The 26,038-nt window shown below is 61.4% G+C and carries 19 protein-coding genes; 13 read left to right on the top strand and 6 right to left on the bottom strand.

Annotation, left to right across the window (positions count from 1 at the left end; translation table 11 throughout):
- Positions 1-214 precede the first annotated feature (214 nt).
- Positions 215-1,291, top strand: coding sequence for a hypothetical protein (locus KTF55_RS03995; protein WP_217108020.1), 1,077 nt, complete (start codon positions 215-217; stop codon positions 1,289-1,291).
- 262 nt (positions 1,292-1,553) lie between these two features.
- Positions 1,554-2,957 carry an amidohydrolase family protein gene (locus KTF55_RS03990; RefSeq protein ID WP_226790547.1) on the top strand — a complete coding sequence of 468 codons (1,404 nt, stop codon included), beginning with the start codon at positions 1,554-1,556 and terminating at the stop codon, positions 2,955-2,957.
- A gap of 133 nt (positions 2,958-3,090) precedes the next feature.
- On the opposite strand, the gene KTF55_RS03985 is transcribed toward KTF55_RS03990, so the two are convergent.
- From KTF55_RS03985 to KTF55_RS10135, 6 genes are all read right to left on the bottom strand, one after another.
- Positions 3,091-3,564, bottom strand: coding sequence for a hypothetical protein (locus KTF55_RS03985; RefSeq protein ID WP_161194483.1), 474 nt, complete (start codon positions 3,562-3,564; stop codon positions 3,091-3,093).
- Between the two features lie 146 nt (positions 3,565-3,710).
- Complete coding sequence (locus KTF55_RS03980; RefSeq protein ID WP_022094020.1) at positions 3,711-3,983, bottom strand: metal-sensing transcriptional repressor; 273 nt, start codon at positions 3,981-3,983, stop codon at positions 3,711-3,713.
- Positions 3,984-4,118: 135 nt separating this feature from the next.
- Positions 4,119-4,340: a heavy-metal-associated domain-containing protein gene (locus KTF55_RS03975; protein ID WP_006235338.1), complete on the bottom strand. Its 222-nt coding sequence runs from the start codon at positions 4,338-4,340 to the stop codon at positions 4,119-4,121.
- A 147-nt stretch (positions 4,341-4,487) separates the two neighbouring features.
- Entirely contained in the window at positions 4,488-6,827 is a 2,340-nt protein-coding gene (locus tag KTF55_RS03970) for a cation-translocating P-type ATPase (protein WP_217108019.1), read from the bottom strand.
- Positions 6,828-7,077: 250 nt separating this feature from the next.
- The gene (locus KTF55_RS03965; protein WP_217108018.1) at positions 7,078-9,162 is read right to left on the bottom strand and encodes a DUF6273 domain-containing protein; all 2,085 of its coding nucleotides are present in this window, start codon (positions 9,160-9,162) and stop codon (positions 7,078-7,080) included.
- A 171-nt stretch (positions 9,163-9,333) separates the two neighbouring features.
- A complete protein-coding gene (locus tag KTF55_RS10135) occupies positions 9,334-10,296 on the bottom strand; it encodes an FHA domain-containing protein (RefSeq protein WP_217108017.1) in 963 nt (320 codons plus the stop codon).
- Between the two features lie 506 nt (positions 10,297-10,802).
- Between KTF55_RS10135 and KTF55_RS03955 the strand changes: the two genes are divergently transcribed.
- The 11 genes from KTF55_RS03955 (at position 10,803) to KTF55_RS03905 (ending at position 26,013) form a co-directional block, all read left to right on the top strand.
- Complete coding sequence (locus KTF55_RS03955; protein ID WP_217108016.1) at positions 10,803-13,052, top strand: DEAD/DEAH box helicase; 2,250 nt, start codon at positions 10,803-10,805, stop codon at positions 13,050-13,052.
- A 617-nt stretch (positions 13,053-13,669) separates the two neighbouring features.
- Positions 13,670-14,431, top strand: coding sequence for a 4Fe-4S dicluster domain-containing protein (locus KTF55_RS03950; RefSeq protein WP_217108015.1), 762 nt, complete (start codon positions 13,670-13,672; stop codon positions 14,429-14,431).
- A gap of 343 nt (positions 14,432-14,774) precedes the next feature.
- Positions 14,775-15,287: a PTS glucose transporter subunit IIA gene (locus KTF55_RS03945; RefSeq protein WP_217108014.1), complete on the top strand. Its 513-nt coding sequence runs from the start codon at positions 14,775-14,777 to the stop codon at positions 15,285-15,287.
- Positions 15,288-15,305: 18 nt separating this feature from the next.
- The gene (locus KTF55_RS10130; RefSeq protein WP_226790543.1) at positions 15,306-16,160 is read left to right on the top strand and encodes a PRD domain-containing protein; all 855 of its coding nucleotides are present in this window, start codon (positions 15,306-15,308) and stop codon (positions 16,158-16,160) included.
- A gap of 99 nt (positions 16,161-16,259) precedes the next feature.
- The gene (locus KTF55_RS03935) at positions 16,260-17,876 is read left to right on the top strand and encodes a PTS transporter subunit EIIC (RefSeq protein ID WP_217108013.1); all 1,617 of its coding nucleotides are present in this window, start codon (positions 16,260-16,262) and stop codon (positions 17,874-17,876) included.
- 3 nt (positions 17,877-17,879) lie between these two features.
- On the top strand, positions 17,880-19,262 hold the full coding sequence (locus KTF55_RS03930) for a 6-phospho-alpha-glucosidase (RefSeq protein ID WP_055252559.1): 1,383 nt from the start codon (positions 17,880-17,882) through the stop codon (positions 19,260-19,262).
- A 256-nt stretch (positions 19,263-19,518) separates the two neighbouring features.
- Positions 19,519-21,351: an NAD(P)-binding protein gene (locus KTF55_RS03925; protein ID WP_217108012.1), complete on the top strand. Its 1,833-nt coding sequence runs from the start codon at positions 19,519-19,521 to the stop codon at positions 21,349-21,351.
- Positions 21,352-21,401: 50 nt separating this feature from the next.
- Positions 21,402-23,156 carry a [FeFe] hydrogenase, group A gene (locus KTF55_RS03920; RefSeq protein WP_217108062.1) on the top strand — a complete coding sequence of 585 codons (1,755 nt, stop codon included), beginning with the start codon at positions 21,402-21,404 and terminating at the stop codon, positions 23,154-23,156.
- A 2-nt stretch (positions 23,157-23,158) separates the two neighbouring features.
- Positions 23,159-24,214 (top strand): ABC transporter substrate-binding protein, encoded by a 1,056-nt coding sequence (locus KTF55_RS03915; protein WP_217108011.1) that lies wholly within the window; start codon positions 23,159-23,161, stop codon positions 24,212-24,214.
- A gap of 3 nt (positions 24,215-24,217) precedes the next feature.
- Complete coding sequence (locus tag KTF55_RS03910; protein ID WP_217108010.1) at positions 24,218-25,597, top strand: ATP-binding cassette domain-containing protein; 1,380 nt, start codon at positions 24,218-24,220, stop codon at positions 25,595-25,597.
- Between the two features lie 215 nt (positions 25,598-25,812).
- Positions 25,813-26,013: a type II toxin-antitoxin system RelB/DinJ family antitoxin gene (locus KTF55_RS03905; RefSeq protein ID WP_217108009.1), complete on the top strand. Its 201-nt coding sequence runs from the start codon at positions 25,813-25,815 to the stop codon at positions 26,011-26,013.
- Positions 26,014-26,038: the final 25 nt, after the last annotated feature.

The raw sequence follows: 26,038 nt of genomic DNA, 5'->3' as shown, positions 1-26,038 counted from the left end.
CTGTTTGGGCCCGTAACTGTTACAGATTGAGACGGAAGGTTGGCGGCTGCCGAAAGATCTTGTTCTGTAACGGGAAAGGACCAAAAATCGTTCTACCTGTTACAGATCGAGACAAAGGCTGGACGCGGTGCCGAAAGATCTTGTTCTGTAACAACTAGAGGCTCAAAGACTGTCTTCCTGTTACAGATCAAGACATTTGTCAGCGGAGGCAACGGTGACGATGGTCCATTTGTCTGACGTGGTGGTGATGAAAGTGTCTAATACCGTTCTCAAACACAAGCATACGACTCGCAACACGCTGGCGCGGAACAGGATGCTCGCGCGTCTCACGGAGACGGCCAAGCAGGGTGCGCTGCTCGCAACGCATGACAATACCGAGCTCATGTGGCTGCGACGCCATGTTGGAACCGACGATATCGCGGAGCCCGAGCCGTACCTGTTCTGTTTTCAGCATGATTGGGATGCATTGACGCCGGCGGAGCGAGCGCTGAGGACTATCAAAGGGCTTGCGGAATTTCATCCCGATTGGGCGTTTTGGGGCTATGACGCGGCGCTTTTGTGGGGTTTGGAGGTGCCGAATGATCTGCTCGGGCCGCGTTTTCTTGTTAAGACGGGCTGTTCGATGACGTTGAACAGCGGGTGCAGGTTGTTGCGTCTGCAGATGGCGGGCGCGCTCGAGCGTGTTGATGGCGTGCAGGTGACGTCATTTTGGCGCACGGTGGAGGATTGCTTGCTTCGTGCGCCGTTCTCCTACGGGTTGGCGATTGCCGATTCTGCACTGCGGGCGAAAGGCGTTTCACGTGGGGATTTGTGCGAGCGCCTCCGCGCCGATTGCGAGGGCAGGCGAGGGTATCGCAGGGCACAGGTGATTGCGTCGTATGCGGACGGGATGTCCGAAAACGGTGGCGAGTCTCGGTTTCGAGCGTTCTTTATTGCATACGGCTTTCCGGTTCCGGAGTTGCAGGTGGAGTTTCGCGATCCGCTCGATTCGAGCCAGGTGTTTCGGATCGATTATTTTTGGCGGCTCGAGGACGGGACGTGTGTCATCGGCGAGCTCGACGGAAAGGTGAAGTACACCTTGCAGAACGGCGAGGGCCGGGAGTCGGTCGACCCATTCGTGGCAGAACGTCAACGGGAGTCTCATCTGACAATGCTCGGGCACAAGGTGCTTCGGTTTACGTTTGATGAGCTCAAGAATCCGGGGAAGCTGGTTGAGAAGATGAGGTTGGCGGGTATTCCGCGACGGCCCGATTTGGCTGAGGAGTGGAGACGTCAGTGGTATGGGCGCTGAGAGGTTTTGTCTCGATCTGTAACGTTTAGAAGTTGTTTGAGTTCGTAATTGTTACAGATCGAGACAAACCGGTGAAACGTCGACCGAATGTCTCGATCTGTAACATCAAGGGGCCCAATAACCCTGTATCTGTTACAGATCGAGACATTCCCCTGATGTTGCTGGGGTGGGACTGCAACGTATTCCGTCCCCCACATCCCCTCTTCCCTCCGTTAACCGATATGTCTGTGGCAATCGGGCTACACTGGATAATAATGGACAGATGTTCAAGTTTTCTGAGGGGGAGGAGCTCGATATGGCGTCTGCCGATCGTTCCACGTTGTTTATCAATGCGACCGTCCTGGATGGTTCGGAACATATGGAGCCGCAGCCCGACATGGCCGTGGCCGTTGAGCGCGGTGTCATCACGTGGATGGGGCCGAGTGCTGTGGCGCAGGCGCCTGCAGGTGCCGAGGTCATCGATCTGGCAGGGGCGTATCTCATGCCAGGCCTCATCAATATGCATGTGCATCTGTGCGGTTCGGGCAAGCCGGTTTCGGCGGGCGATGCGGGTGCGCTGATGAAAAAGCTCGATAATCCCGTGGGGCGCGCCATCGTGCGCCACATTCTTAAGGGCAGCGCCCAACAACAGCTGGCAAGTGGCGTGACCACGGTGCGCGGCGCGGGCGACCCGCTGTTTGCCGATCTTGCCGTGCGCGATGCTATCGATGCCGGCAAGTATCAAGGTCCTCGCCTGGTGGCGCCGGGAACGGGCGTCACGGTGCCGGGCGGCCATGGTGCAGGCTTGTTCGCCCAGGTGGCCAACAGTCCCGCCGAGGCAGCCGAACAGGTGCGTGACCTGTATGCGCGCGGTGCCGACGTCATTAAGCTGTTCGTAACGGGCGGTGTGTTCGACGCGACCGAGGTGGGCGAGCCGGGCGTGCTGCGTATGCCGGTGGAGGTTGCCGCGGCGGCGTGCAAGGCGGCGCACGAGGTTGGCCTTCCTGTCATGGCGCATGTCGAGAGCACCGAAGGTGTGAAGGCCGCGCTTCAGGCCGGAGTTGACACGATTGAGCACGGCGCTCCGTTGACGCCCGAGATCCTGGAACTGTACCGCGGCGCCGCGGGTACGCAGCTCGAGGGACGTGCGCCGAGTGTGACCTGCACTATCAGCCCGGCGCTGCCGTTTGTGTTGCTCGATCCGGAAAAGACCCATTCGACCGACACGCAAAAGAAGAACGGTGACATCGTGTGCTCGGGCATTATCGAGAGTGCTCGTGCCGCACTGGAAGCTGGCGTTAAGGTGGGCCTGGGCACGGACTCGAGCTGCCCGTTCGTGACGCAGTACGACATGTGGCGTGAGGTGGCCTATTTTGCCAAGCATGTCGGCGTGAGCAACGCCTTCGCACTGCATACGGCTACGCAAGTCAACGCCGAGCTGCTGGGGCTGGACGGCGAGACTGGCACAATCGAGTGCGGCAAGGCGGCCGACATTTTGGTGACGCGCGAGAGCCCTCTGGATGACCTGTGCGCTCTGCGTGAGCCGATACACGTGATGTGTCGTGGCGATCTGGTACGCAAACTCAAGGTGAAGCGTATTCCCGAGGTGGACGCCGAACTCGACACGATTATGGCAATGCCGGCCGAGGCACTGGCCGAGGAGCTCGCCCGCGACGGCGTGGCGTAGACGAGACAAAGGGACAGCTCCGTTGCCGCATACAAAAAGCCGAGGTCTCAACACGAGGCCTCGGCTTTTTTATCGAACAAATACTTAAGATTTGGGACAAACAAACCTGATTTATTTGTCCCGCGTGCGGGCGCTAGGAGCGGGTTTCCATCTTGGCGTGGCACTTGGGGCAGGTGACGCGGATCTTGCCCTTGCCCTTGGGGACGGAGAGCATCTGGCCGCAGTTGGGGCACTTGAGGTATGCCGTGGTCTTGCGACCCTTCCACATCTTCTTGGCCGTGCGCTTGGCACGCTCAAAGTCTTCCTTGCTGGTGCCGGCTGCGCGTGAGGTGCTGGCCGCTGCAGCGCCGCCGCCCAAGCTGGCGACGAACTTGCCCAAGCCGGGAACATTGGCGGTCGCGGCTACAAAGGCCTCGTTCTCCTTGCGACGTGCATCGATATTTTTGGACAGGCCGCGCAGCACGCCAATCACGATGACGGCGATGGCAATCCAGCTGAGCCACTGGATGCGGGCTATCGATCCGATCATCGCGATGACGATGCCGGCAAAACCCATCACGATGGTGAGTTCATCGGCGCCATTGCGGCCCTTCATAAAGTCATTCATGCAAATTGCCTTTCGTTCGATATGCTGCACGCCTTTATACCCGATTTAGAGCAAGGGGGACAGGTATGTTTGCACCAATGTGGTGCAAACATACCTGTCCTCGGAATACCAAGACGGTGCAAAGAAGTCTGTCCCCAATGCCCCAATTACTTGGAGAGCTTGTCGACGACGCGTTCGATCTCGGCGAGCTTGGCGGCTTTGAGGTCCTCGTCGCCCGATTCGATTGCCGAAGTCACGCAGCCCTCGATATGCGCCTTGAGCACGTCGGCGTTGATGCGCGCGAGGAGCGCCTGTGTTGCCATGAGCTGCGTGGAGATGTCGACGCAGTAACGGTCCTCCTCGACCATCCGTAGGATGCCGTCGATCTGGCCGCGTGCCGTCTTGAGCATGCGGGTCACCGATTTATGGTCTGCCATCATGGCGGGTCCTCGTTTCTGGTCGATTTTCCGGATGTCCCCGTCAGTTGCGGTGAAATACGGACCGTTTAAAGGCCTAGGGCGGCACAACAGTCCGTATTTCACCGCAACTTCTGAGGATGGAGTAGGTGGCGCCTGCTACGCGGCGGTTACGGACAGGGCATGGAATTTCTCGCCGGCGCCCTCGACGGCGGCGGCGAGCTGCTCGGCGGTCACGGTGTCGGCGCACTCCACCTGGACAGTCTGGGTCTCGTGATCGGCGTCGGCGTCGGTCACGCCGGCCACGTTGAGCAACGCCGTCTCGACGGTGGCGTCGCAATGGCCGCACATGAGGCCGGAAGTCTTGATTGTGTAACGCATGGGTATTCCTCCCTGTTGTGTCGGCTTTCCCAGGCACCCGACCTTGACCTTCAAGCCGTCGCTCGCGTACCAAAGTGCGCGTCGCTCCTCTTTCGGGTCAATCTCGGGCGTCTGGAAAACCCGTTCTAGATGGACTTAATGGTGAGCCTATTTTGCCACTTTTGGCTTAAAGGATTTTAAGCGCAGCGCATTGCTTACGACGCAGACACTCGACAGGCTCATGGCCGCGGCGCCAAACATCGGCGAGAGCTGCCAACCGATGAGGGGGAAGAACACGCCCGCCGCCAGCGGAATGCCGATGCCGTTGTAGAACAGCGCCCAGAACAGGTCCTGCTTGATGTTGCGAATTGTGGCGCGCGACAGCTCGATGGCACGGGCGACGTCCATGAGGTCGCTGCGCATGAGTACCACGTCGGCGCCCTCCTTGGCGATGTCTGCGCCGGTGCCGATAGCAAGGCCCACGTCGGCGCGCGCCAGGGCGGGGGAGTCATTGATACCGTCGCCCACCATGGCGACCTTGCTGCCCGCATCCTGCAGCTCGCGTACGTGGTGCTCCTTGTCGGCGGGGAGGACGTCGGCGATGACCTGTTCGCTGCTCAGCCCCACGCGGCGGGCGATTGCTTCGGCGGTGACTCGGTTGTCGCCGGTGAGCATGCGCACGTCGACGCCAAGCGAGCGCAGTGCGGCGATGGCTCCGGCACTCGTTTCCTTGACCTCGTCAGCCACGGCAATGGTGCCGGCGAGCTCGCCGTTCTTGGCAAAGAACAGCGGCGTCTTGCCCTCGGCGGCGAACTGTTCGGCAAGACCCGCGGGCACCTTCGCGCCCAGCTCGTTCATCAGGCGCATATTGCCGGCGGCAATGGCGTTTTGCCCCTCGCGCGCCGTAACGCCTCGCCCGGGCACGGCGGCAAAGTCCTCGACGGCGCGCGCGACAATCCCTCGCGTCTCGCACTCGGCCATAATCGCCTCGGCCAGCGGGTGCTCGCTCGAGCGCTCCAACGCGGCGGCCAACTTGAGCAGCGCCTTTTCGCTCATAGCGGGCGAGCCGTCAGCGCGCGTGGCTACCACGATATCGGTCACGGCAGGCTTGCCGCGGGTGACCGTGCCCGTCTTATCGAGCACCACGGTGCCCACGCTGCGCAGGTTCTCCAGCGCCTCGGCGCTCTTAAACAGAATGCCCATCTCGGCGCCCTTGCCGGTGCCGACCATAATGGCGACGGGCGTGGCCAGGCCCAGCGCGCACGGGCAGCTGATCACCAGCACAGCGACGGCGGAGGTGAGCGCCTCGTTTATGCTGCCGGTCAGTGCCATCCACACCGCAAAGGTCACAGCCGAGATCACGAACACCACGGGCACGAACACGCCGGCGACTTTGTCGGCCATGCGGGCGATGGGCGCCTTGGTGGCGTTGGCGTCCTCGACGAGCTGGATAATCTTGGCGAGTGACGTGTCAGCGCCCACGCGTGTGGCACGGAAGGTAAACGAGCCCGTGCGGTTGACCGTGGCCGCATTGACAGTGTCGCCGGCGGTCTTCTCCACGGGGATGGACTCGCCGGTGAGCGCGCTCTCGTCCACGGCCGACGAGCCCTCGAGCACCACTCCATCGACGGGGATGGACTCGCCGGGGCGCACGCGCAGCACCTGACCGGGTAGGATGGCGTCGACGTCCACAGTGGCCTCGCTGCCGTCCTCTGCCACGACGGTCGCGGTCTTGGGCGCTAGGTCGATCAGCGCCTCGATTGCGCCGCCGGTCTTGGACTTGCTGCGCGTCTCGAGGTATTTGCCCACGGTGACGAGCGACAGGATCGTGCCTGCGCTCTCAAAATACAGATTGTCCATGCTCGTCATCATGGCCTCGTGGACCTGACCCGCGGCTAGCTGGTCGGCCATGATGAACATGGCGTAGAGCGACCAGGCGATGGAAGCAGTGGCGCCCACGGCAATAAGGGCGTCCATGGTAGGCGCGCCGTGCGTAAGCGATTTAAACCCGTTGATAAAGTATGCGTCGTTGACGTAGACGATGGGAATGAGCAGGACGAGCTCGGTGAGCGCGAGCGTCATGCTGTGGGTGTGGTCGGTGAAGACGCCGGGCAGTGGCCAACCGAGCATGTGCCCCATGCCTATGTAGAACAGTGGGATGAGAAAGATGATTGAGATGATGAGACGGGTGCGCATGGCGGAGGCGGTGGCCTCCAACTTTTTGGTAGGCGACTCCATATGAGCGGCGCCTGACCTGGCTTGCGCGCTGCCGTTTGGGGCGGCTTCGGTGCCCGTACTGACGGGCGAGGCCGAGTAGCCCGCGCGGTCAACGGCGGTGCAGATATCGTCGGGGGAGACCTGCGCGGGGTCATAGTCGACCATCATGGAACCGGCGAGCAGGTTGACCGCGACGCTTTGGACGCCGTCAAGCTTGCTGACGGCGCGGTCCACGTGCGCCTGGCAAGCGGCGCACGTCATGCCGCCCACGTCAAACTTATCTTGAGCCATGGCTTCTCCTTTCTATGGTGTAGTGTTGGAAATGTTAACCTACCGATACTATACACCCATACCCCCTGGGGGTGTCCAGTACAGAAATAATATATGAGATTTCGTTACAGATGAGGATGGATGGTTGGCCGATGGACCGTCCCAACCAATCATCTCAATCTGTAATATCTAGCAGGGAAAATGACCTCTAACTGTTACAGATCAAGACAATTGCCGGGGTGGGGTCTCGTCACGGCAAGACGCCCGCCGCCTAGATACAGAACCCGGGAATCACACAGGTTAGCTTGTTTGGCTTTTCCGCAGGCGTTGCGTACGTAAAGACGTCGCCGTCGTGCCCCACGCGGTTCATATAGAGCGTGCCTTCGCTCTCCGATGTGTCGGGGCTTACCGTGCGCTCCCACCAACAGGTGTCCTTGCCCTTCCACTGGCGGACCATCGTCTCGTTCGTGGAATACGGGCTTACCTTGAGCTCGCGGAAGAGCTGATACTCCTTGCCCTCGCCGTTGTAGATGTCTGCCAGGTAGTGATAGTCCTCGGTAAACGAATCGGGCGGTTGCGTACCGCACAGCTCGACCATGGCGGGCAGCCAAAGGGTTGCGGGCAACTCGCTCAGGCACGATGCGCTGTTGGCGGTGCCCACATTGTTCGAGACCTTCTTGACCCCTTTAATGAGTGCGCGCAACTCGTTGGGCAGCAGCTTAAGGCCGTCGCCGTTGAGCCATTCCCGCAGCTCGCAATCTGCCCAGCCGGCGCTCGGCGGTTCAGCCGCAGCGTTGCGCTCGGCAATACCCGCATCGAACATAAACGTTAGTCCGGCCTTGCCCGTCCCGTCCAGAAGCTCATCGTGGCGGATGCCCACAAGCTGCGCGCCAACCTGCAGCCCGTTGGTGAGCGTGACACGCTTGGTACACGGATAGGGGATATGCCCATCGGCATCGAGCAGATGATAGCGCTTGGCAATCTCGCGTGCCTCGCTACGGGCCTCGGCGGCCTTAATCTTGAGCGAAATCTCCTGCAGCTGATCCCAGGTGTAGTCGTCAAGTGAACCGCGGATGCCGTCAAGGTAGTCGGGGATGCCAAAGCCATGGGTTGCCGCCCCGATAACGCTGAGCCCCGCAACGGCTGCGATAGCGCCGCCGATAATAAAGCGGCGGCGGGTCATGGCATCGTGACGGGCCTGATTCAGGATCTCTCGTGCGCGCTCGCCGGCGACGTCGACCTTAAGGTGCGTGCCAGAATCGATATCAATCGCGGCCTCGTCTCCTGTGCCTTCGCGGCCCTCGGATTCGGCATCGGTGAGGTATGCCGAGAGCACCTCGAGCATCTGCTGCTCGGTGGGACGATCGCACTGCTCGACTGAGAGACCCTTCATGATGATTTGGACGAGCGCTTCATCGCCCTCGCAGCGCGGCTCGAGCGGTGCCGGCTTGGTCTTGGTCTTTACGAGATAGAACGAGCCGGTTGCAGCGGCGTCCGTCGACTCAAAGTCAAACGGTTTGCGACCGCTGTAGAGCTGGTACAGAATGCTCGAAAGCGCATAGACGTCGATTGCCGGCGAACGGCGAAGGGCCGCGATGCCTTCGATATCCTGCGTGAGCATCTCGGGCGCGGCGTATGCGGGCGTGGCAAAGCGCCAGATGTCGGCGCACCGGGTGATCGTGTCGTCGCCGAGAGCCATGGTCGCGGAGCCCATGTCGATGAGGCAGGGGTCAAAGGAGCAATCGGCAATCTGCTGCTCGAGCGTTCGGCTGGTGGTGCGGAACATGATATTGGCAGGCGAAAGGTCGCGATGGACGACCGGATTCACGAGGCCTTGGGTCATCAAGAGCGCACGAAGCACGGCGTTTCCGACGGCGGCGACCATCTGGGTGGTCAGCCCGCCCGAGGCGTCGTGAGGAAGCAGGGGCAGCGCCTGCTTGAGTGAGGTGCCCTCGACCCACTCCATGAGGATGAGCGGGTCATCCTCGCACGATCCGTAGCCATAGACGCGCGGAAATCCGCGCAGGTGCGAGACGGTACACAGATGACGGTACTCCTCAAACAGCGCAGCGGTGTTGGCCAGGTGCGCGGCCGATTGCTCGGCGGAGCGGTCGGGGGCTTGGCCAGAGAGAATGACGTTGTCCTTGAGCAGCTTGACGGCAAAGACCTCGCCGCTCGTGTTGGTCGCGCGCAGCACGTGCCCGATGTTGCCGTTGTTGCGGTGGGCCGTCTGGAGAATAAGTGTCATAAACCGGCGTTTGGCGTCGTCCTCGGCGCTGGGGTCGACCGCCACGGCGGTATCGAACGTATCGAGACGGACGAGTTTGTCGCCATAGGCGCTATCGGTAGTATCCATGGCGTTCCTTTGTCTGGCATGGGTTGCCGCACGTATACGCGAGCAGTGCGGATATCGGTAAAGTACCATGATAGTCGCACTGCCCACGTATACCGCTGAGCATTGTCGTTTACGACGCAGAAGGCAGAAGACGCAAGACGGACGGCGACCGTCTTCCGATCGCTGTCCGTGCTAGTCCACAATGACAAGGAATGTCGTGTAGAGACCCAGATGGAGCCTGTCGCTGTTGGCGATTTCCACGGGGGGATAGACTTTGCCGGGCTCGCGTTGGTCGCGCGGCGGCTCAATCACAATATCGCCGTCGCCCGCGCCCGATTCGAGCACTGTGCCGTTGGTCGATCCAAGGCCCTGGGCGTACCAGTGCTCACCCTCAAGCCAAATGCGAAGATGCTCGCGCGATGCGTCGGCGCCCACATCGGTGATGCTGAGCGAGGTTTTGGGCAAAGAACCAATCACGGTGCCGCGCGGATCGCGTGTGAGGGGATGGATTTGCATGCCGGCGCAGTTGTCGGCATGGGTTCTGAGCAGACCGAGGTTGGGGGCGACGGTGCGCGGCTGCTCCAGGCTGCTCATAAAGCCACGTCCGACGGTAGTTTCGGTGGTGCCAAAGTGCTCGCCCGTCTTGCTGTCGCAAAAGCGCTCGACGGTGGCCACGCCCTGAACGGGATCGGCGAGCGCCCCCGTTGCCACAAAGAGCATCAAGAAGAGCGTGCTTTTTTCGCGCACGGCATTGCCGTCAAAGTTGTCGATGCGATTGAGGGCATTTGCATATAGGCGGCTGTCCAGCTTGTAGCTGGCGAGAGCCGACATCATTTCGTCGGCGGCCGGACCGCGATAGTGCTCGGCGATTGCCCGATAGGCGGACTCGCCGCCGCCGAGCTTGCTGCAGATTGCCGCGGAAAGGTTGAGCGTGGTGACGGTAAAGTCGCTGTAGATGGCGGGCGCGCACTGGTCAGGCTTGCGATGGACGATGTAACGGGTGAGATACGAGCGGTTGGAAGAGCATTTCTCGAGCAGGGTACTGCCGAGATAAGAGTTTCCATTGATGAGCATTCGGGCGATCTCGAGATGTTTAAGACCGCCGAACGAGCGAATATCGTTATAGAGGACCGAGCAAGGCGTCTCTGCTGCCACGGATACCTCCTTTGATTGCTTCCTAGCCAATATGGCGATAGGAATTAATGGCCCCGGTGGGCGACGTATTAAATGGCTGCGCAATATATAGCGTAACCAAAGCAACATTATAGGCCACATGTTCGAAATTGCAGGAAGACCGAGAGATTTGGTTTGGACTGAACGGAAATCCCCCTCTGTCTTGATCTGTAACATTTGGACCCGGTTTTGCCCTGCATCTGTTACAGATTGAGACGATCGGCCAGGCCCACCTCGTCCACCTCGTCATCTGTGGTTTACGTGGGGGCATGCGAAGCACGGGTATACTAACCGGCGGCGAATCTGCTCCATCGCTTAGAGCTGCTGCGTCTGGACGGCGCGTGATAGGGCTGCCAAAGCGATCGCCAGCGTGCTGAGCAACGTCCTCTCTGTGCGCACCCGTTTTTGTATGTATTAGCGCACTACCACGCACGCCAGCGCGGCCGCATGCCGTGCCCATAGCGCGTGCAGATAAGGAACAACAACATATGCGTAATTCTGTATCCGACGTCACCGACGCCGAGATTCTGGACGAGACCCGCGAGGCCATGACCCAGGCCGCCTTCGATGCCGCCGACGAGGCAAATGCTGCCCAGGCCGTCGAGTCCGCTACCGAGAGCCTGCCCGCCTTTAACGAGCTGGGGCTTTCGGACGAGATACTCCGTGCTATCGAGAACCTGGGCTACACGGCGCCGACGCCCGTGCAGGCCGGCTCGATCCCCGTGGTGCTCGAGGGTCGCGACCTGCTTGCCGCCGCTCAAACCGGCACCGGCAAGACGGCCGCCTTCTTGCTGCCGACCATGAACAATCTGGAGCACATTGCTCCGCCCAAACCCGTGCGCGAGCGCGGCGGCCGCAACCGCCGTCGCGGTGCCAAGAAGCCCGAGGGCAACGGCCGCGGCCCCGTGATGCTCGTCATCACCCCCACGCGCGAGCTCGCCCAGCAGATCGACGAGGTCGCGAGCAAGATCGCCGACGTCACCGGCCATGTCGCCGTGACCGTCGTGGGTGGCGTGAGCTACAAGCCGCAGACCGCGGCACTCAAGTACGGCTGCGATATCCTGGTCGCCACGCCGGGCCGTCTGGTCGACCTGATCGAGCAGGGCGCCTGCCACCTGAACGAGGTCAAGGTGCTGGTACTCGACGAGGCCGACCGCATGCTCGACATGGGCTTTTTGCCCGCCGTCCGCCGCATTGTGCGCGAGACGCCGGCCGAGCGCCAGACGCTGCTGTTCTCGGCGACGCTCGACGAGGAGGCCGTGGGCGAGATCACCGACCTGGTGAGCGATCCGGCTCGCGTGGAGATCGCGCCCGCCACGTCGACCGCCGACACCGTCGACCAGTTTGTGTTCCCGGTGTCCATCGAGGCCAAGAATAACCTGTTGCCCGAGTTCCTCAAGAAGGAGGGCCCGGAGCGCACCATCGTCTTTATGCGCACCAAGCATCGCGCCGACAGCTGCTGCCGTCGTCTGGAGCGTAAGGGCATCAAGGCCGCCGCGATTCACGGCAACCGTAGCCAGGCCCAGCGCGAGCGTGCGCTTTCTGCCTTCCGCGACGGCACCGTCGACGTGCTGGTGGCAACCGATGTTCTCGCCCGCGGCATCGACATCAGCGACGTGCGCTACGTCGTGAACTTTGACGTGCCGGCCGAGCCGACCGACTATATCCACCGCATTGGCCGTACGGGCCGCGCCGGCGAGCTGGGCTGGGCCATTACGTTTGTGACCGAGCAGGACGTCGACGAGTTCTACGAGATCGAGAAGCTCATGGACAAGACCGCCGACATCTACGAGGCCGGCGACCTGCACGTGGGTCCCAACCCGCCCGCGGTTGATCCCGAGCGCGACCCTGCGGCCTTTAAGGTGAAGAAGAAGACCAAGCGCGGCAAGTCCAAGAGCAAGAAGAAGCTTGAGCAGGCGCGTCGCGACGGCAAGCGCAACGGCGACGATTACGGCGATGTTGCCGGTCGTTCCAACCGCGGTCGCGACGAGCGCCGCGGCGACGGCGAGCGTCCGAGCCGTCCCAAGCGCGGCGGCAAGACCCGCGTGCGCGAGGGCGTTCAGGCTCGCGTGGACGAGGCTGTTGAGAGCGTGGCTCGCGAGGTAGCTGCCGAGGAGCGCGGCGGTGCTGGTGCCGCTGAGCAGCCTGCGCGCGGCAACCGTGCCGAGCGTCGTGCCAAGCAGTTCCAGGGCGAGGCACACCGCCGTCGTCGTGAGGACGAGGACCGCGGCGGTCGTCGTCGTGTCGAGCGCGAGGACGAGGGCCGCGGTTCGCGCGGTGGCAAGCGCGGTGCGGGCGACCGCCGGCGTTCCGGTCGTGATGACGAGCGCGGCGGCCGTGATGAGCGTCGCGGCGGCGAGGGTCGCGGTGAGCGTACTGCCCGTGGCGGTGAGTCCCGTGGCGGCAAGCGCTTTGAAGAGCGCGGTAGCCGCGGCGGCGAGCGTCGCGAGGGTGCTCGCGGCAATGGCGGCCGCGGCGGCGCTGGTCGTTCTAACGAGTCGCGTGATCGTCGTGACCCGCGTGCTAGCCGCGATCGTCGCGATGACTGGCGCAACTACGACGATACCCGCGATGAGCGTCGTGGTGGCTATCGTGGCGGGCGTGGCGGCAACCAGGCCGGCTCCCGTGGCGGCCGTGCCGGCGGTCGCGATAACCGTGGCAGCTACGGCAACAGCCGTGGCGGCAAGCGCGGTGGCAGCTCCCGTCGCCCCGGCGACGGCGGCGGCAAGCGCAAGTAAGATGAGCATCGCGCGCTAGCGTGAGACAAGCTAAGGGCCCGAGCAAATAACGCTCGGGCCCTTTTGTTTGCCGTGTCCATCGCTAATTCAAACGTGATGTTCTCGGGAATGCATCTGGGGGATGCTGAGGACCTATTTTCCGCCATGCAGCAATGGGTCCTATGGGGTGCGCCGTGCATTTTTTGGAGTATTCTGCAGTTCGAGTTGTCTGCATATGATTCGACGTCGCCAACGGTGGCCTTCGGATATCCCTAGCGAGCGTTCCGAGTCAGATTTCGCCGTTTTCCGGAGCAGGGGCGCGTCATTCTCGCCATGTCGGGACTTAGAATGATACGGCGCCCTACAGTTTTGCCCTCCCGCGGCGGTGCTGGCGCGGTCACGTTGCAGAATACTCCGTTTTTTGCACGTGCCGGGATGGGGTACCTCAGGAGAACGCGGCGGTATCCAGTAAGTATATGCAATCTGTACCGTAATTTATACAAAACGAAGAGGCAGACAGCGTAGGGTGGGTGCATTGGGGTGCTTGGTGCACCAAAACGGGGATCCCATGCGCCGTATACTCTGTCTGAATGTGAAAACGGCTTGACGCGTTGCCAGGCGTAGGGGAGGGTGCCTCGATGAGCGTATTCGAAATTGTGTTTAGTCCGACGGGTGGAACGCGGAAGGTGTCTGGCCTTGTGACCGGGGCGCTGGACAAGAATACCGTTACCGTCGATCTGACCGATAGCGGGCCAGATTTCAGCGCTGTCTCGATGACTGAGGACGACGTGGCCGTAATCTCTGCGCCGGCGTATGCCGGTAGAATCCCGGCTGTGGTGACTGACCGGTTGGGTATGGTGTGCGGCAACGGGGCTCGGACTGTTTTGGTTTGTGTATACGGAAACCGCGCGTTTGAGGACACGCTCGTAGAGCTGGAGGACGTTGCGAAGCGCGCCGGATTTAGGGTGGTTGCAGCTGTTTCTGCTATTGCTGAACATTCCGTTGCTCGTCAGTTTGCTGCTGGGCGACCGGATGCGCGGGATGCGGCGCAGCTCGCAGAGTTTGCGCAGCAAATTCAGCAAAAGCTGTTGGCTGAGGATGCATCCGAGCCCTCTATTCCTGGCAATCGTCCTTATAAACAAGCTGGAGGTCATCGCATGGCACCCGAGGCAACAGAGGATTGCGTCTCCTGCGGTGCATGCGCCGCGGCGTGCCCCGTTTGTGCTATCGACAAGGGCGACCCCAAGCGAGCAGCTGGCGAGGCGTGCATCTCCTGCATGCGCTGCATCGCCGTATGTCCGCGAGGCGCTCGCAAGCTTGATCCCAACAAGCTATCCGCTGTTTCCCAGATGCTGAGCAAGGTTTGCGTCGTGCGGAAGGAATGCGAGCTTTTTATCTAGCGCATACGAAATTGGCGCAATGGGGCCAGGTTAATCTGCACCAACCTGGTGCAAACAAACTTGTCCCCAATGCACCAGAGTGAGGAGTGTCCCCGAGTGCCGGCGGGAAAGGAACGTCCCCAAGTGCCGCCTAAATACCGTTTATCGAAGAAAAAATACCGCTCACCGGTCATAATGACTATTCTGGCTTTGGGCTTGTCTACAATAGCTCCCGTAAAAAGAAATGCGGAAGGTTACCGAGTCCCTCGGACGTGGGCCTAACCAAAGTCTTTGAACGGGTGTGTCTCTATGGATGCATTCGCTTGATTTTGGTTGGGCTATATTTATGAAGGGACATGCCACCATGGGTTTCTTTTCTCGCCTTATGGGGGGCTCGGATAAGCAGACGACTGCAGCTTCCGAGTTCGAAATCCTCGCTCCCGTTTCCGGCGAGCTTGTTCATCTAGAAAATACCAATGACCCTGCTTTTAGCAGCCGTGCAGTGGGCGATGGCGTTGCCGTGGTTCCCCAAGAGGGAACGGTGTGCGCTCCTGTTTCCGGTACCGTCGCGGCGCTGTTTCCGACTGAGCACGCGCTGGGCATTATGTCCGACGACAGCTCTGCTCAGGTGATGCTGCACATCGGAATCGACACTGTTAAACTTGAGGGCAAGGGCTTCCATGCGCTTGTTGCCCAGGGTGACCATGTCGACGCAGGTCAGCCTCTCGTCGAGGTCGATTTCGACGTGGTTCGCGCCGCCGGTTTCGATCCCACGGTCTTCGTTATCGTGTGCGAGCGCTCGGAGAACTCGACTCTTCGTGAGCATGCTTCCGGCCCTGTTGCTGTTAAAGAGCCTGTCATCTGGCTTTCCGAGTAAATTCTTGTGGTGGGTACCGTGGTTATCAAGCGAGTTTTTAACAACAACGTCGCAATGGTCACTTCGGACGATGGCTCCGAGCTCATCGTCATCGGTCGAGGTCTCTGCTTTGGTCGCCATGCCGGCGATGCCATCGACGAGGCGTCGGTCGAAAAGACCTACGCGTTGCAGGAGGGAACTTCTCAGGATTCGCGTACGATTGACCGCTTGGCACATCTTTTGGAGTCCATCCCCACCGTCAACCTCGTGATTTCCGAGGACATCGTTCAGATGCTTCGTCGAGAGCTCAATGTCGATATCAATGACAAGATTCTTATCGCTCTCGCAGACCATATCAGCCTCGCCCTCGATCGCGAGCGCAAAGGCGTTTCCTGCGAGAATCCGCTGCTGCTCGAGATCCAGCAGTTCTATCGCAAGGAGCACGCGCTTGCGGGCCGTGCCCTTCAGATTATCAAGGACTATTTGGGCATCCAGATGAGCGAAGAAGAGCAGGGTTTTATTACGCTGCATATCGTCAACGCCACCATGCCGCAACGCTCCGACCGTCTAATCATCTCGGTCCAGCTTGTTCGCGACGTGCTCGCGATTGTTTCCGAGCGCTATGCCACGACCCTCGATGACACCTCGCTGCCTTACGAACGCTTCGTTCGTCACCTGCAGTTTTTCGCTCAGCGAGCACTCGATCCTACGGCCGGGCAAATCAGTGGCGACGCGCTGTTCCGAATCGACGAAACGGCGTATCCGTGCGCATTCTCGTGCGCGGATGCCATAGCCGCTCACTTGTCGTCTACCTATAACGTTGTCGTTACCGATGCCGAGAAGAGTTATCTCGCATATCACATTGTTAACCTGCTTGGAGAACCTGGTCTCTAGGCATAACGTGCCCACACATCGATTGATATAAGGCAAGGCTCACAGTCTTGTCTAGGGCACATCTGTCTTAATTTGCGGAAAAGGAAGGGGAGTACCGCTATGACCGCAAAAAAGAAGTTCAATTTCAAAGCGCCGTTGGAGGTGTTCGCGAAGTCGATCGTCCAGCCGATGATGTATCTCTCGGTTGCCGGCATCCTGCTCATCGTGGGCATCATTCTGACCAACAAGACCATCTGCGCTTTGGTTCCCGTACTGGGCTCCGGTCCGTTCCAGCTTGTGGGCGCCGTTGTCTATCAGTCGCTGATGTTTATCATCAACAACCTCTCGATTCTGTTCTGCGTGGGCATCGCCGGCGCTATGGCAAAGAAGAACAAGGGCCATGCTTCGCTGATCGCCCTGATGTCGTTCTTCCTGTTCCTGCAGGCTAACAACATCGTGCTCAACGCCACCGGCTCTCTTGCCGAAGCGAACGGCATGCTCGGTCTTACCGGAACCGGCCAGAGCACCGTTATGGGCATCCAGGTGCTCGATACCGGCGTGTTTGGCGGCATCATTCTTGGTTGCATCACCGGTGCCGTGTTCAACAAGTACTCGAACAAGCAGTTCCCCATTGCCCTTTCGATGTTCTCGGGCGTTCGCTTTCCGTTCCTGATCATGATCATCATTTCCTGGATCATGGGCGCTGGCTTCTGCATCGTTTGGCCTCCGGTTCAGGGTGCTATCTCCTCCGTTGCCGGCATCATTAAGGAATCGGGCAACATCGGTCTGTTTATCTACGGCATGCTCAACAAGCTGCTCGTTCCCACCGGTCTGCACCACCTCATCTACACCCCGTTCCAGTTCTCCGATGTGGGTGGCACCCTGACGCTGGGCGATCAGGTTATCGCCGGCGCCTACCCCATCCGTGTCGCCGAGATGGCAATGACGGGCCAGCCCTTCTCCGATAGCACCTACTTCAACAGCTACACCTTCAACAACCTGTGGCCCTACATCGGCATCGGTCTCGCCTTTATCTTCACCGCTTACAAGGGGAACAAGGATAAGACCAAGGCTGTTATCATCCCGCTGATCATCACCGCCGTGCTCTCCTGCGTGACCGAGCCCATGGACTTCCTCTTTGTCTTTGCCGCTCCTGTGCTCTTTGTCGTTCACTCGGTTCTTTCCGGCATCTTCCTGGTCCTGCTCAAGGTCCTCTCCGTGCCCGCTTCGACTGCAGGCGGCATCATCAACATCGTGGTCTCCAACCTGGTCCTCGGTGTCGACAAGACCAACTGGCCGGTTATGCTGGTGCTCGGAGTCGTCAACGCCGCGCTGTACTTCTTCCTCTTCACCTTTCTCATCAAGAAGCTCAACCTCCACACGCCTGGTCGCGAGGAGGAATCCGAGCTCGCCGAGTCCGTTGCCGAGGGCGAGGCTGCCGCGTCTGTCGCGGTGAAGCAAGGCGCTGTTGCCGCAGCTCCCGCAGAGGGCGTCGATGCAGGTATTGCCGACCTGGTCGCGGGTCTTGGTGGCAAGGACAACATCGAGGAGCTCGAGAACTGCTTTACGCGTCTTCGTGTGAACGTTAAGAACCCGGACCTCATCGATGAGAACCTCATCAACCACGTGCCCAACAGCGGCATCAACCGCAACGGCAATAATATCCAGATCATCTTTGGCATGAAGGTTGCCGAGATGCGCGACAAGGTCGAAAACGCAATTGAGAAGGAGCAGTAAACAATGATCATTACTCTGTGTGGTGGCGGATCCACCTTTACCCCCGGCATCGTCAAGTCCATCGCCCTGCGCAAGGACGAGCTCGATGTTGACGAGATTCGTCTGTACGACATCAACGAGGAGCGCCAGCGCAAGATCGGCGTGCTCGTGGACTGGATTTTGCACGAGGACCTCGGCTTGGACATCAAGCTCACGGTGACCACCGACAAAGAGACTGCCTTTACGGATGCCAGCTTCGTGTTTGCCCAGATGCGCGTGGGCGGCTACGCCATGCGCGAGCAGGACGAGAAGATTCCGCTGCGTCACGGCTGCGTTGGTCAGGAGACCTGCGGTTGCGGCGGCCTTGCCTACGGCATGCGCACCATCTTCCCCATGGTCGAGCTGATCGATGACGTTGAGAAGTACGCCAAGAAGGACTACTGGATTCTCAACTACTCCAACCCTGCCGCCATCGTCTCCGAGGGCTGCCGTGTGCTGCGTCCCAACGCTCGCATCATCAACATCTGCGACATGCCGATCGCGATCATCGACGTGGTTTGCGCCGCGCTCGATATCGACAAGAAGGATGTCGAGTACGATTACTTTGGCCTCAACCACTTTGGCTGGTTCACCTCGATCCGCCACAAGGGCGAGGAGGTGCTCCCGCAGCTGCGCGAGTACATCAAGGAGCACCAGATCCTGCTGCCCGACTCCTACCTCAAGGGCATGGGCTCGCTCATGGCAAAGAAGCCCGAGGAGGCCACTGACGAGCACCCCGAGCAGAACCGCCACACCAAGGGCAGCTGGTACTACGTCTGGAAGGGCGAGTATGAGATCATGGAGTGCTTCCCGGAGTACCTGCCCAACACGTATCTGAACTACTACCTGCAGCAGAAGGAGTTTGTCGAGCATTCCAACCCCGAGCGCACCCGCGCAAACGAGGTTGAGGAGACGCGCGAGAAGAACCTCTTTGATGGCATCGACCACTACGAGAAGACGGGCGAGATCGACGAGAGCACGTTCTATGCGGGCAGCCACGGCGACTGGATTGCCGACCTGGCCATCGCTCTGAAGAACGATACCAAGCAGCGCTTCCTGGTCATTTGCGAGAACAAGGGCGCTATCCCCAACATGCCCTACGACGCTATGGTCGAGCTGCCTGCCTACATTGGCAAGAACGGCCCCGAGGTCATCAGCCGCGACAACATTCCGCTGTTCCAGCAGGGTCTTATGATGCAGCAGCTGAACTCCGAGAAGCTCGTGGTCGAGGCTACGATCGAGGGTTCGTACGAGAAGGCACTCAAGGCCTTTACGCTGAACAAGACCGTGCCTTCGATGAAGGTCGCCAAGGAAGTTCTCGACGACATGATCGAGGCCAACAAGGGTTACTGGCCCGAGCTTAAGTAAAAGCAACAGGGTTGCTGACCGCATACCTGGAGCAATGCCCCGTCCACGTGATTGCGTGGGCGGGGCATTGTCATTTGGTAACGCGTTTTATCAAATATGGCATTTATCTGCGGTAATGTTCTATTTCACCGCTGAGGGTGACATTTCATGCCGCCTGCCGAACTGCGTGGAGACCTAACAACTTTTTAGGTCAGTGTTGTGCGTGTAGCAATTTCGCCCGGCCTCGCCTCCGGGCTGCCATGTGAGAGGGGATCTTATGGCTCGACTGCATGTAATGGAACGCAGCCACGCTCAGGCCGTCATGGACGACCTGCACGATGCGCTCGGACGCCGTTTGGCGGTGAGTTCGCTCGCCCCGTGTCCCGTGGAGTTTACGGCAGCGCTCGTCGACCTGTGCTCCACCCAGAGCTGCGGCAAGTGCACGCCCTGTCGCGTGGGCCTGAGCGCGCTGAGCGACCTGCTCGCTGATGTGCTCGAAGGGCGCGCCGATGAGTCCACGCTCAACCTGATTGAGCGCACGGCCCGCACCATCTACCTTTCGAGCGACTGCGCCATCGGCTACGAAGCTGGCGCTATGGCACTCACGGCCATTCGCGGCTTCCACGACGATTTTGAGCATCACATTCGCGAGCACTCCTGCGGCTTTGATCGCGAGGCCCGCGTTCCGTGTGTCTCGGGCTGTCCGGCGCACGTCGACATTCCCGGTTACATTTCGCTCGTCGAGGCCGGCCGCTATGCCGATGCCGTCAAGGTCATCCGCAAGAATAACCCGCTGCCGCTCGTCTGCGGCCTGGTGTGCGAGCATCCCTGCGAGATGCACTGTCGCCGTGGCATGGTCGACGACCCCATGAACATCCTCGCCCTCAAGCGTTTTGCCGTTGAGCACAGTGACCTCAACGACCACAAGCCGCATGTAGTGGACAACACCGGTAAGCGCGTCGCCGTGATTGGCGGCGGCCCGGCCGGCCTTTCCTGCGCCTACTACCTGGCCGTGATGGGCCATAAGGTGACCATCTTTGAGCAGCGTCACCACTTGGGCGGCATGCTGCGCTACGGCATCCCCAGCTATCGTCTGCCGCGCGAGCGCTTGCAGGCCGAGATTGACTGGATCTTGAGCGCCGGCATCGATGTGGAACTCGACCACTCCGTGAACGGCATCGAGCTCGCTCGCCTGCGCGACGAGTTCGATGCCGTCTACCTGGCCATCGGTGCCCACAGCGATAAGAAGCTCGGCCTTCCGGGCGAAGAGGCGCCCGGCGTGGAGTCGGCCGTCAAGATGCTGCGCGCCATCGGTGACGACGCGCTGCCCGACCTGAGCGGCCAGCGCGTGTGCGTCATCGGCGGCGGCAACGTGGCCATGGACGTGGCTCGCTCTGCCGTGCGCTGCGGTGCCGAAAAGGTGAGTATTGTCTATCGCCGCCGCATCTGCGATATGACGGCCCAGGACGCCGAGATTGCCGGTGCCCAGGCCGAGGGCTGCGAGGTTCTGGAGCTCACAGCCCCGCTCGGTATTGAGACGGGCGAGGACGGACGCGTGAACGGCCTGCGCGTACAGCCGCAGATTATCGGCGAGCCCCGCCGCGGGCGCCCGGCCCCGCGTGCCGCCGCCACGCCCGAGCAGGTCATTCCCTGCGAGCGCGTGTTCGTTGCCATTGGACAGGACATCGACTCCAAGCCATTTGAGGACATGGGCATCGCCTGCAAGTGGGGTCGCGTCGTCACCGATTCGGACGGCGCCGTGCCCAGTTTCGATGGCCTCTTTAGCGGCGGCGACTGCCAGACCGGCCCCGCCACCGTCATCCGAGCCATCAATGCCGGCCGCGTGGCTTCGGCAAACATCGACCGCTATCTGGGCTTCGACCACAAGATCAAGCTCGACGTGGAGCTGCCGACCGTCCAGTTTAAGGGCAAGCACGAGTGCGGCCGCTGCGAGCTGGGCGAGCGCGAGGCCGGCGAGCGTATTCACGATTGGAATCTGGTCGAGCAGGGCCTTACCGAGGAGGAGGCGCGCCAGGAGGCAAGCCGCTGCCTGCGTTGCGACCACTTTGGCTTTGGCGCGTTCCGCGGAGGGAGGAACCTGGAATGGTAGAGCTCAACAACCCCACTGTCAGCGACAACACCGAAAGCGGAGCACTCAATATGGTCAAGCTCACTATCGATAATTGCGAGGTCGTGGTACCCGAGCACACCACGATCCTGGACGCGGCCAAGTCCGTCGGTATCCAGATTCCCACCCTGTGCTACCTGCGCGATCTGAACGAGATCGGCGGCTGCCGCGTGTGCGTGGTCGAGGTTGAGGGCTGCGACCAGCTGGTTGCCGCCTGCAACAACTACGTGCTCGATGACATGGTGGTTCACACCAACAGCCCCAAGGCCCGCGAGGCCCGTCGCACCAACGTGCAACTGCTGCTGTCCCAGCACGATTCGCAGTGCACGAGCTGCGTGCGCAGCGGCAACTGCAACCTACAGACCATCGCCAACGACCTGGGCATTTTCTATCTGCCGTATCAAAGGCATTTGGCGGGCGAGGGCTGGGATTTCGATTTCCCCATCATCCGCGAAAACGACAAGTGCATCAAATGCATGCGCTGCATCAAGGTATGCGAGAGCGTGCAGGGCCTAGGGATTTGGGACCTGACCAACCGCGCCACGCATACCGCCGTGGGTGCCCGCGGGCGCACGCCGATCGGCAAGACCGATTGCGTCGCGTGCGGCCAGTGCATTACGCATTGTCCGACGGGCGCCCTGCGCGAGCGTGACGATACTGAGACCGTGTTCGATGCTCTCGCCGATCCCGACAAGATCGTGCTGGTGCAGATCGCGCCTGCCGTGCGCAGCGCCTGGGGCGAGGAGCTCGGCATTTCGCGCGAGGAAGCCACCGTCGAGCGTCTGGCTTGTGCGCTGCGTCGTGTTGGCTTTGAGTACGTGTTCGACACCGATTTCTCGGCCGACCTCACCATCATGGAGGAGGGCTCCGAGCTGCTCGAGCGCCTGGGTGCCGCCGCTAAGGGTGAGGACGATAGCCGCGGCTGGCCCATGTTCACGAGCTGCTGCCCGGGCTGGGTGCGCTTTGTGAAGGCGCGCTATCCGGAGTTTGTCGACAGCCTGTCCACGTCCAAGTCGCCGCAGCAGATGTTCGGCGCCATCGCCAAGACCTACTACGCCAAGGTGCTGGGCGTGGAGCCCGAGCGCCTGTTCGTGGTGTCCGTTATGCCGTGCACGGCCAAGAAGGCTGAGTGCGCGCTGCCGAGCATGGTGGGCGAGAGCGGCGCACCCGATGTGGACGTTGCGCTGACGGTGCGCGAGATGGTGCGCATGATCCGCGCGAGCCACGTGAGCGTGGACACGCTGGTTGAGGAGCCGCTCGATACGCCGCTGGGCTTTGGCACAGGCGCGGGCGTGATCTTTGGCGCCACGGGCGGCGTGATGGAGGCCGCCGTGCGCTCGGCATATTACCTGGTGACGGGCAAGAACCCCGACGCCGACTTCTTTACCGATGTGCGCGGCCTGGACGGCTGGAAGGAAGCCGTGGCCGATATCGATGGCACCAAGGTGCGCGTCGCCGTGGCACACGGGCTGGGCAACGCCGCCCGTCTGCTCGACGCGATTCGCGACGGCCGCGTGAGCTATGACTTCGTCGAGGTCATGGCATGCCCGGGCGGCTGCGTCGGTGGCGGCGGTCAGCCCATCCACGACGGCTGCGAGCTGGCAGCCGAGCGCGGTCAGGTGCTGTGGGGTCTGGATGCCGCTGCGGACATTCGTTTCTCGCACGAGAATCCCGATGTCCAGGCGTGCTACCGCGAGTTCCTGGGCGAGCCGCTCTCGCCGCTGGCCGAGGAGCTGCTGCATACCGACCATCACGCATGGACGATGCCCAACGAGGGGACGTGCTAGCGATGCGTACGTTTGATTTTGAGATGTCGCGCCGGGGGTTTGCCTCGGCGCTCGCCGCGGGCGCCCTGTCGCTTGCGCTCGCGGGCTGTGGCGGCGGGGCTGCCGGTGCCGGGTCCGCCGCGGGCTCGGCTGCCACGGACGGCGCCGGTGCTGCTGCAGAGCCGGTCGAGGTGCACGTCGCCTCGCTCAAGGGGCCGACCTCGATTGGTCTGGTGCAGTTTATGGACCGGGCGGCCGATGGCGAGACGGACAATGAGTTCGACTTTGCGATGAATACTGCCGCCGATGAGATTGTGCCCAAGGTCATTCAGGGCGATATCGACATTGCCCTGGTACCCGCCAACGTGGCGAGCGTACTCTACAACAAGACCGAGGGCGCGGTGCAGGTCATCGACATCAACACGCTGGGTGTGCTGAACGTTGTGACGGGCGACGCGAATGTGGCCTCGTTTGGCGATCTGGCGGGTCGCACCGTCTACATGACGGGCAAGGGCACCACGCCAGAGTACGTCATGAACTTCCTGCTGGAGCGCGCGGGCCTGACCGGCCAGGTGACGCTCGAGTTTAAGAGCGAGCCCACCGAGGTGCTCTCGGCTCTGCTTGCCGACCCGACTGCCGTGGGCGTGCTACCCGAGCCGTTCAAGACGGCGGCCATCGCCAAGAGCGAGGGCAAGCTGTCGGCACCGGTGAGCCTGACCGATGTGTGGGACGAGCTGGCAGGAGACACGGACTCGCGCTTGCTGACGGGTGTGACCGTGGTGCGCCGTGCCTTTGCCGAGGAGCATCCCGAGGCCGTGGCGGAATTCCTGAGCTGCCATGCTGCGAGCGTTGAGGCCGTGAACGCGGCGCCGGCGGACTGGGATCAGGCCGTGGTCGATGCGGGCATCGTGGATAACGCCAAGATCGCCGAGAAGGCGATTCCCGGGTGCATGCTTGTCTGCCAGACGGGCAAGGATATGAAGGCGGCGCTCGGCGGGTACCTGCAGGTGCTGGCTGATGCGGACGCGAGTGCCGTGGGCGGTAAGCTCCCGGCCGATGATTTCTACTACATGGAGTAGCCCGTGCGTGCGTTTGCTCGACAAATGGCAGAGCGTATGAAGGCGGCGGCGGCAGCAGGTGCCGTTGCCGCCTTTTGGCTTGCCGTGTGGGTCTTTGCAGCGGCACTGGTGGCGCAGCCGTTGATTTTGCCGGGGCCAGGTACTGTTGCGGTGGCGTTGCTGCGGCTAGTATGCGATGCCGGCACGTGGGCGATTCTGGTGGGCTCAGGCGCGCGAATCTTGGGTGGGCTGGCGCTTGCCGCGGCGTGTGGCGGCGTGATGGCGGGAGCCTCGGTGCGGTCGCTGACGTTTGCCCGCTTGGTGGCCCCGGCGCTTTCGTTTGTTAAGGCGACGCCGGTTGCCTGCGTGGTGGTCTTGCTGCTCATTTGGTTGGGGTCGGCGCGCGTGAGCATTGTGGCGGTCTTTTTGATGGCGCTGCCGGGCGTGTATTTTTCGTTGGTCGAGGGTTTGACGCAAGCGGATAAACCGCTGAAGCAGATGTTCCGCCTGCATGGCGTGCGGGGCTGGCGACTGTTTTGCGCCCACACCTGGCGCGAAGTCCTGCCGTTTGTGCTTTCGTGCGCCCGCGCCGTGATTGGCATGAGCTGGAAGGCCGGCGTGGCGGCGGAGCTGATCGGCATGGCGGTGGGCACCGTGGGTGAGCGCATCTATCAGGCAAAGCTTTTGATTGAGACGGCTGATCTGCTGGCGTGGACCGTGCTGGTCGTTGCCGCCTCGTGGGCGTGTGAGCGCGTGCTGGTGTGGCTGCTGCGGGTTTCGGGACCCGTGGCGTGGCGCGCGGCCGTGCGGGCACATGGGCATGGACTGCGCGGGCGTGCGGGCGGCTCTGCTGGTGGCGGGGCTGCGGCGGAGCTTGCGCTCGCCGTGGGCGACCGGGCACCCTGGGCTCCGGCGCTGGATGGTCTGGTGCTCAACGTGCCCGCGGGCGGGCGTATCTGCGTGATGGGCGCTTCAGGCGTGGGCAAGTCGACGCTGCTTTCGTTGACAGCGGGGGAGTGCGTGCCGTGCTCGATGGTGTTTCAGGACGCGCGTCTGGTTGAGGACGCCTCTGCTTTGGATAACGTGCTGGTGTGCGCCGACGCGCGCGTGGACGCCTCGAGTGTCGCAGCCCTGTTGCGCCTGCTGGTACCGGGGATCGATGTGTATGCCCGCGTGGCCGAGCTCTCGGGCGGGCAGCGCCGTCGCGTCGAGATTGCCCGAGCCCTGCTGTGCCCAGGAGACGCGGTGATTCTGGACGAGCCCTTTACCGGTCTAGATACCGCTGCGCGCGACGCATGCGCCGAGGTCGTGCTCGACCTGCTCGATGGCCGCATGCTGTTGCTTGCCACGCACGATGTCGCCGACGCTCAGGCCCTCGATATCTCGGACATCATCACGCTCTAAATACTTACTCAGCAACAAAATGATTCGTTTTCCTCCGTCCCAATGGGGTCGGGTGTGGTATTCTATCTGCGGGGTAATACTTAGGATTACCAAGTCATACCAACGCCGCAGAAACAAACTCCGGATGCGGGCCAATCGGGTTGCCTTCACAGCCCGTCGCCCAGCCGCGTGGCCCGCATCTATCCGCACTACCGTCGTTTCAAAAAGGAAGCGCCATGGCAGAACACATGACCCCCGTAGTCGCGAAGGTCTTGCCTGAGGAGAAGGCAGCCTTCGCGGCGGCAACCCAGCTCGTGGGCACCACGCCGTCCAACGCCATCCGCATGTTTATCGCCGCGTTCAATCGCTGCGGCACCTTCCCGTTCGACATCTCGCCCAGCGGGGCCTTTGGCACTTCGCCCGATTCTCATCAATAAGTGATCCGTTTTCCTCCGTCCCCAT

Source organism: Collinsella sp. MSK.8.10, assembly GCF_019041915.1.
Taxonomy (GTDB): Bacteria; Actinomycetota; Coriobacteriia; order Coriobacteriales; family Coriobacteriaceae; genus Collinsella.
This window is presented reverse-complemented; position numbering and strand designations above follow the sequence as displayed.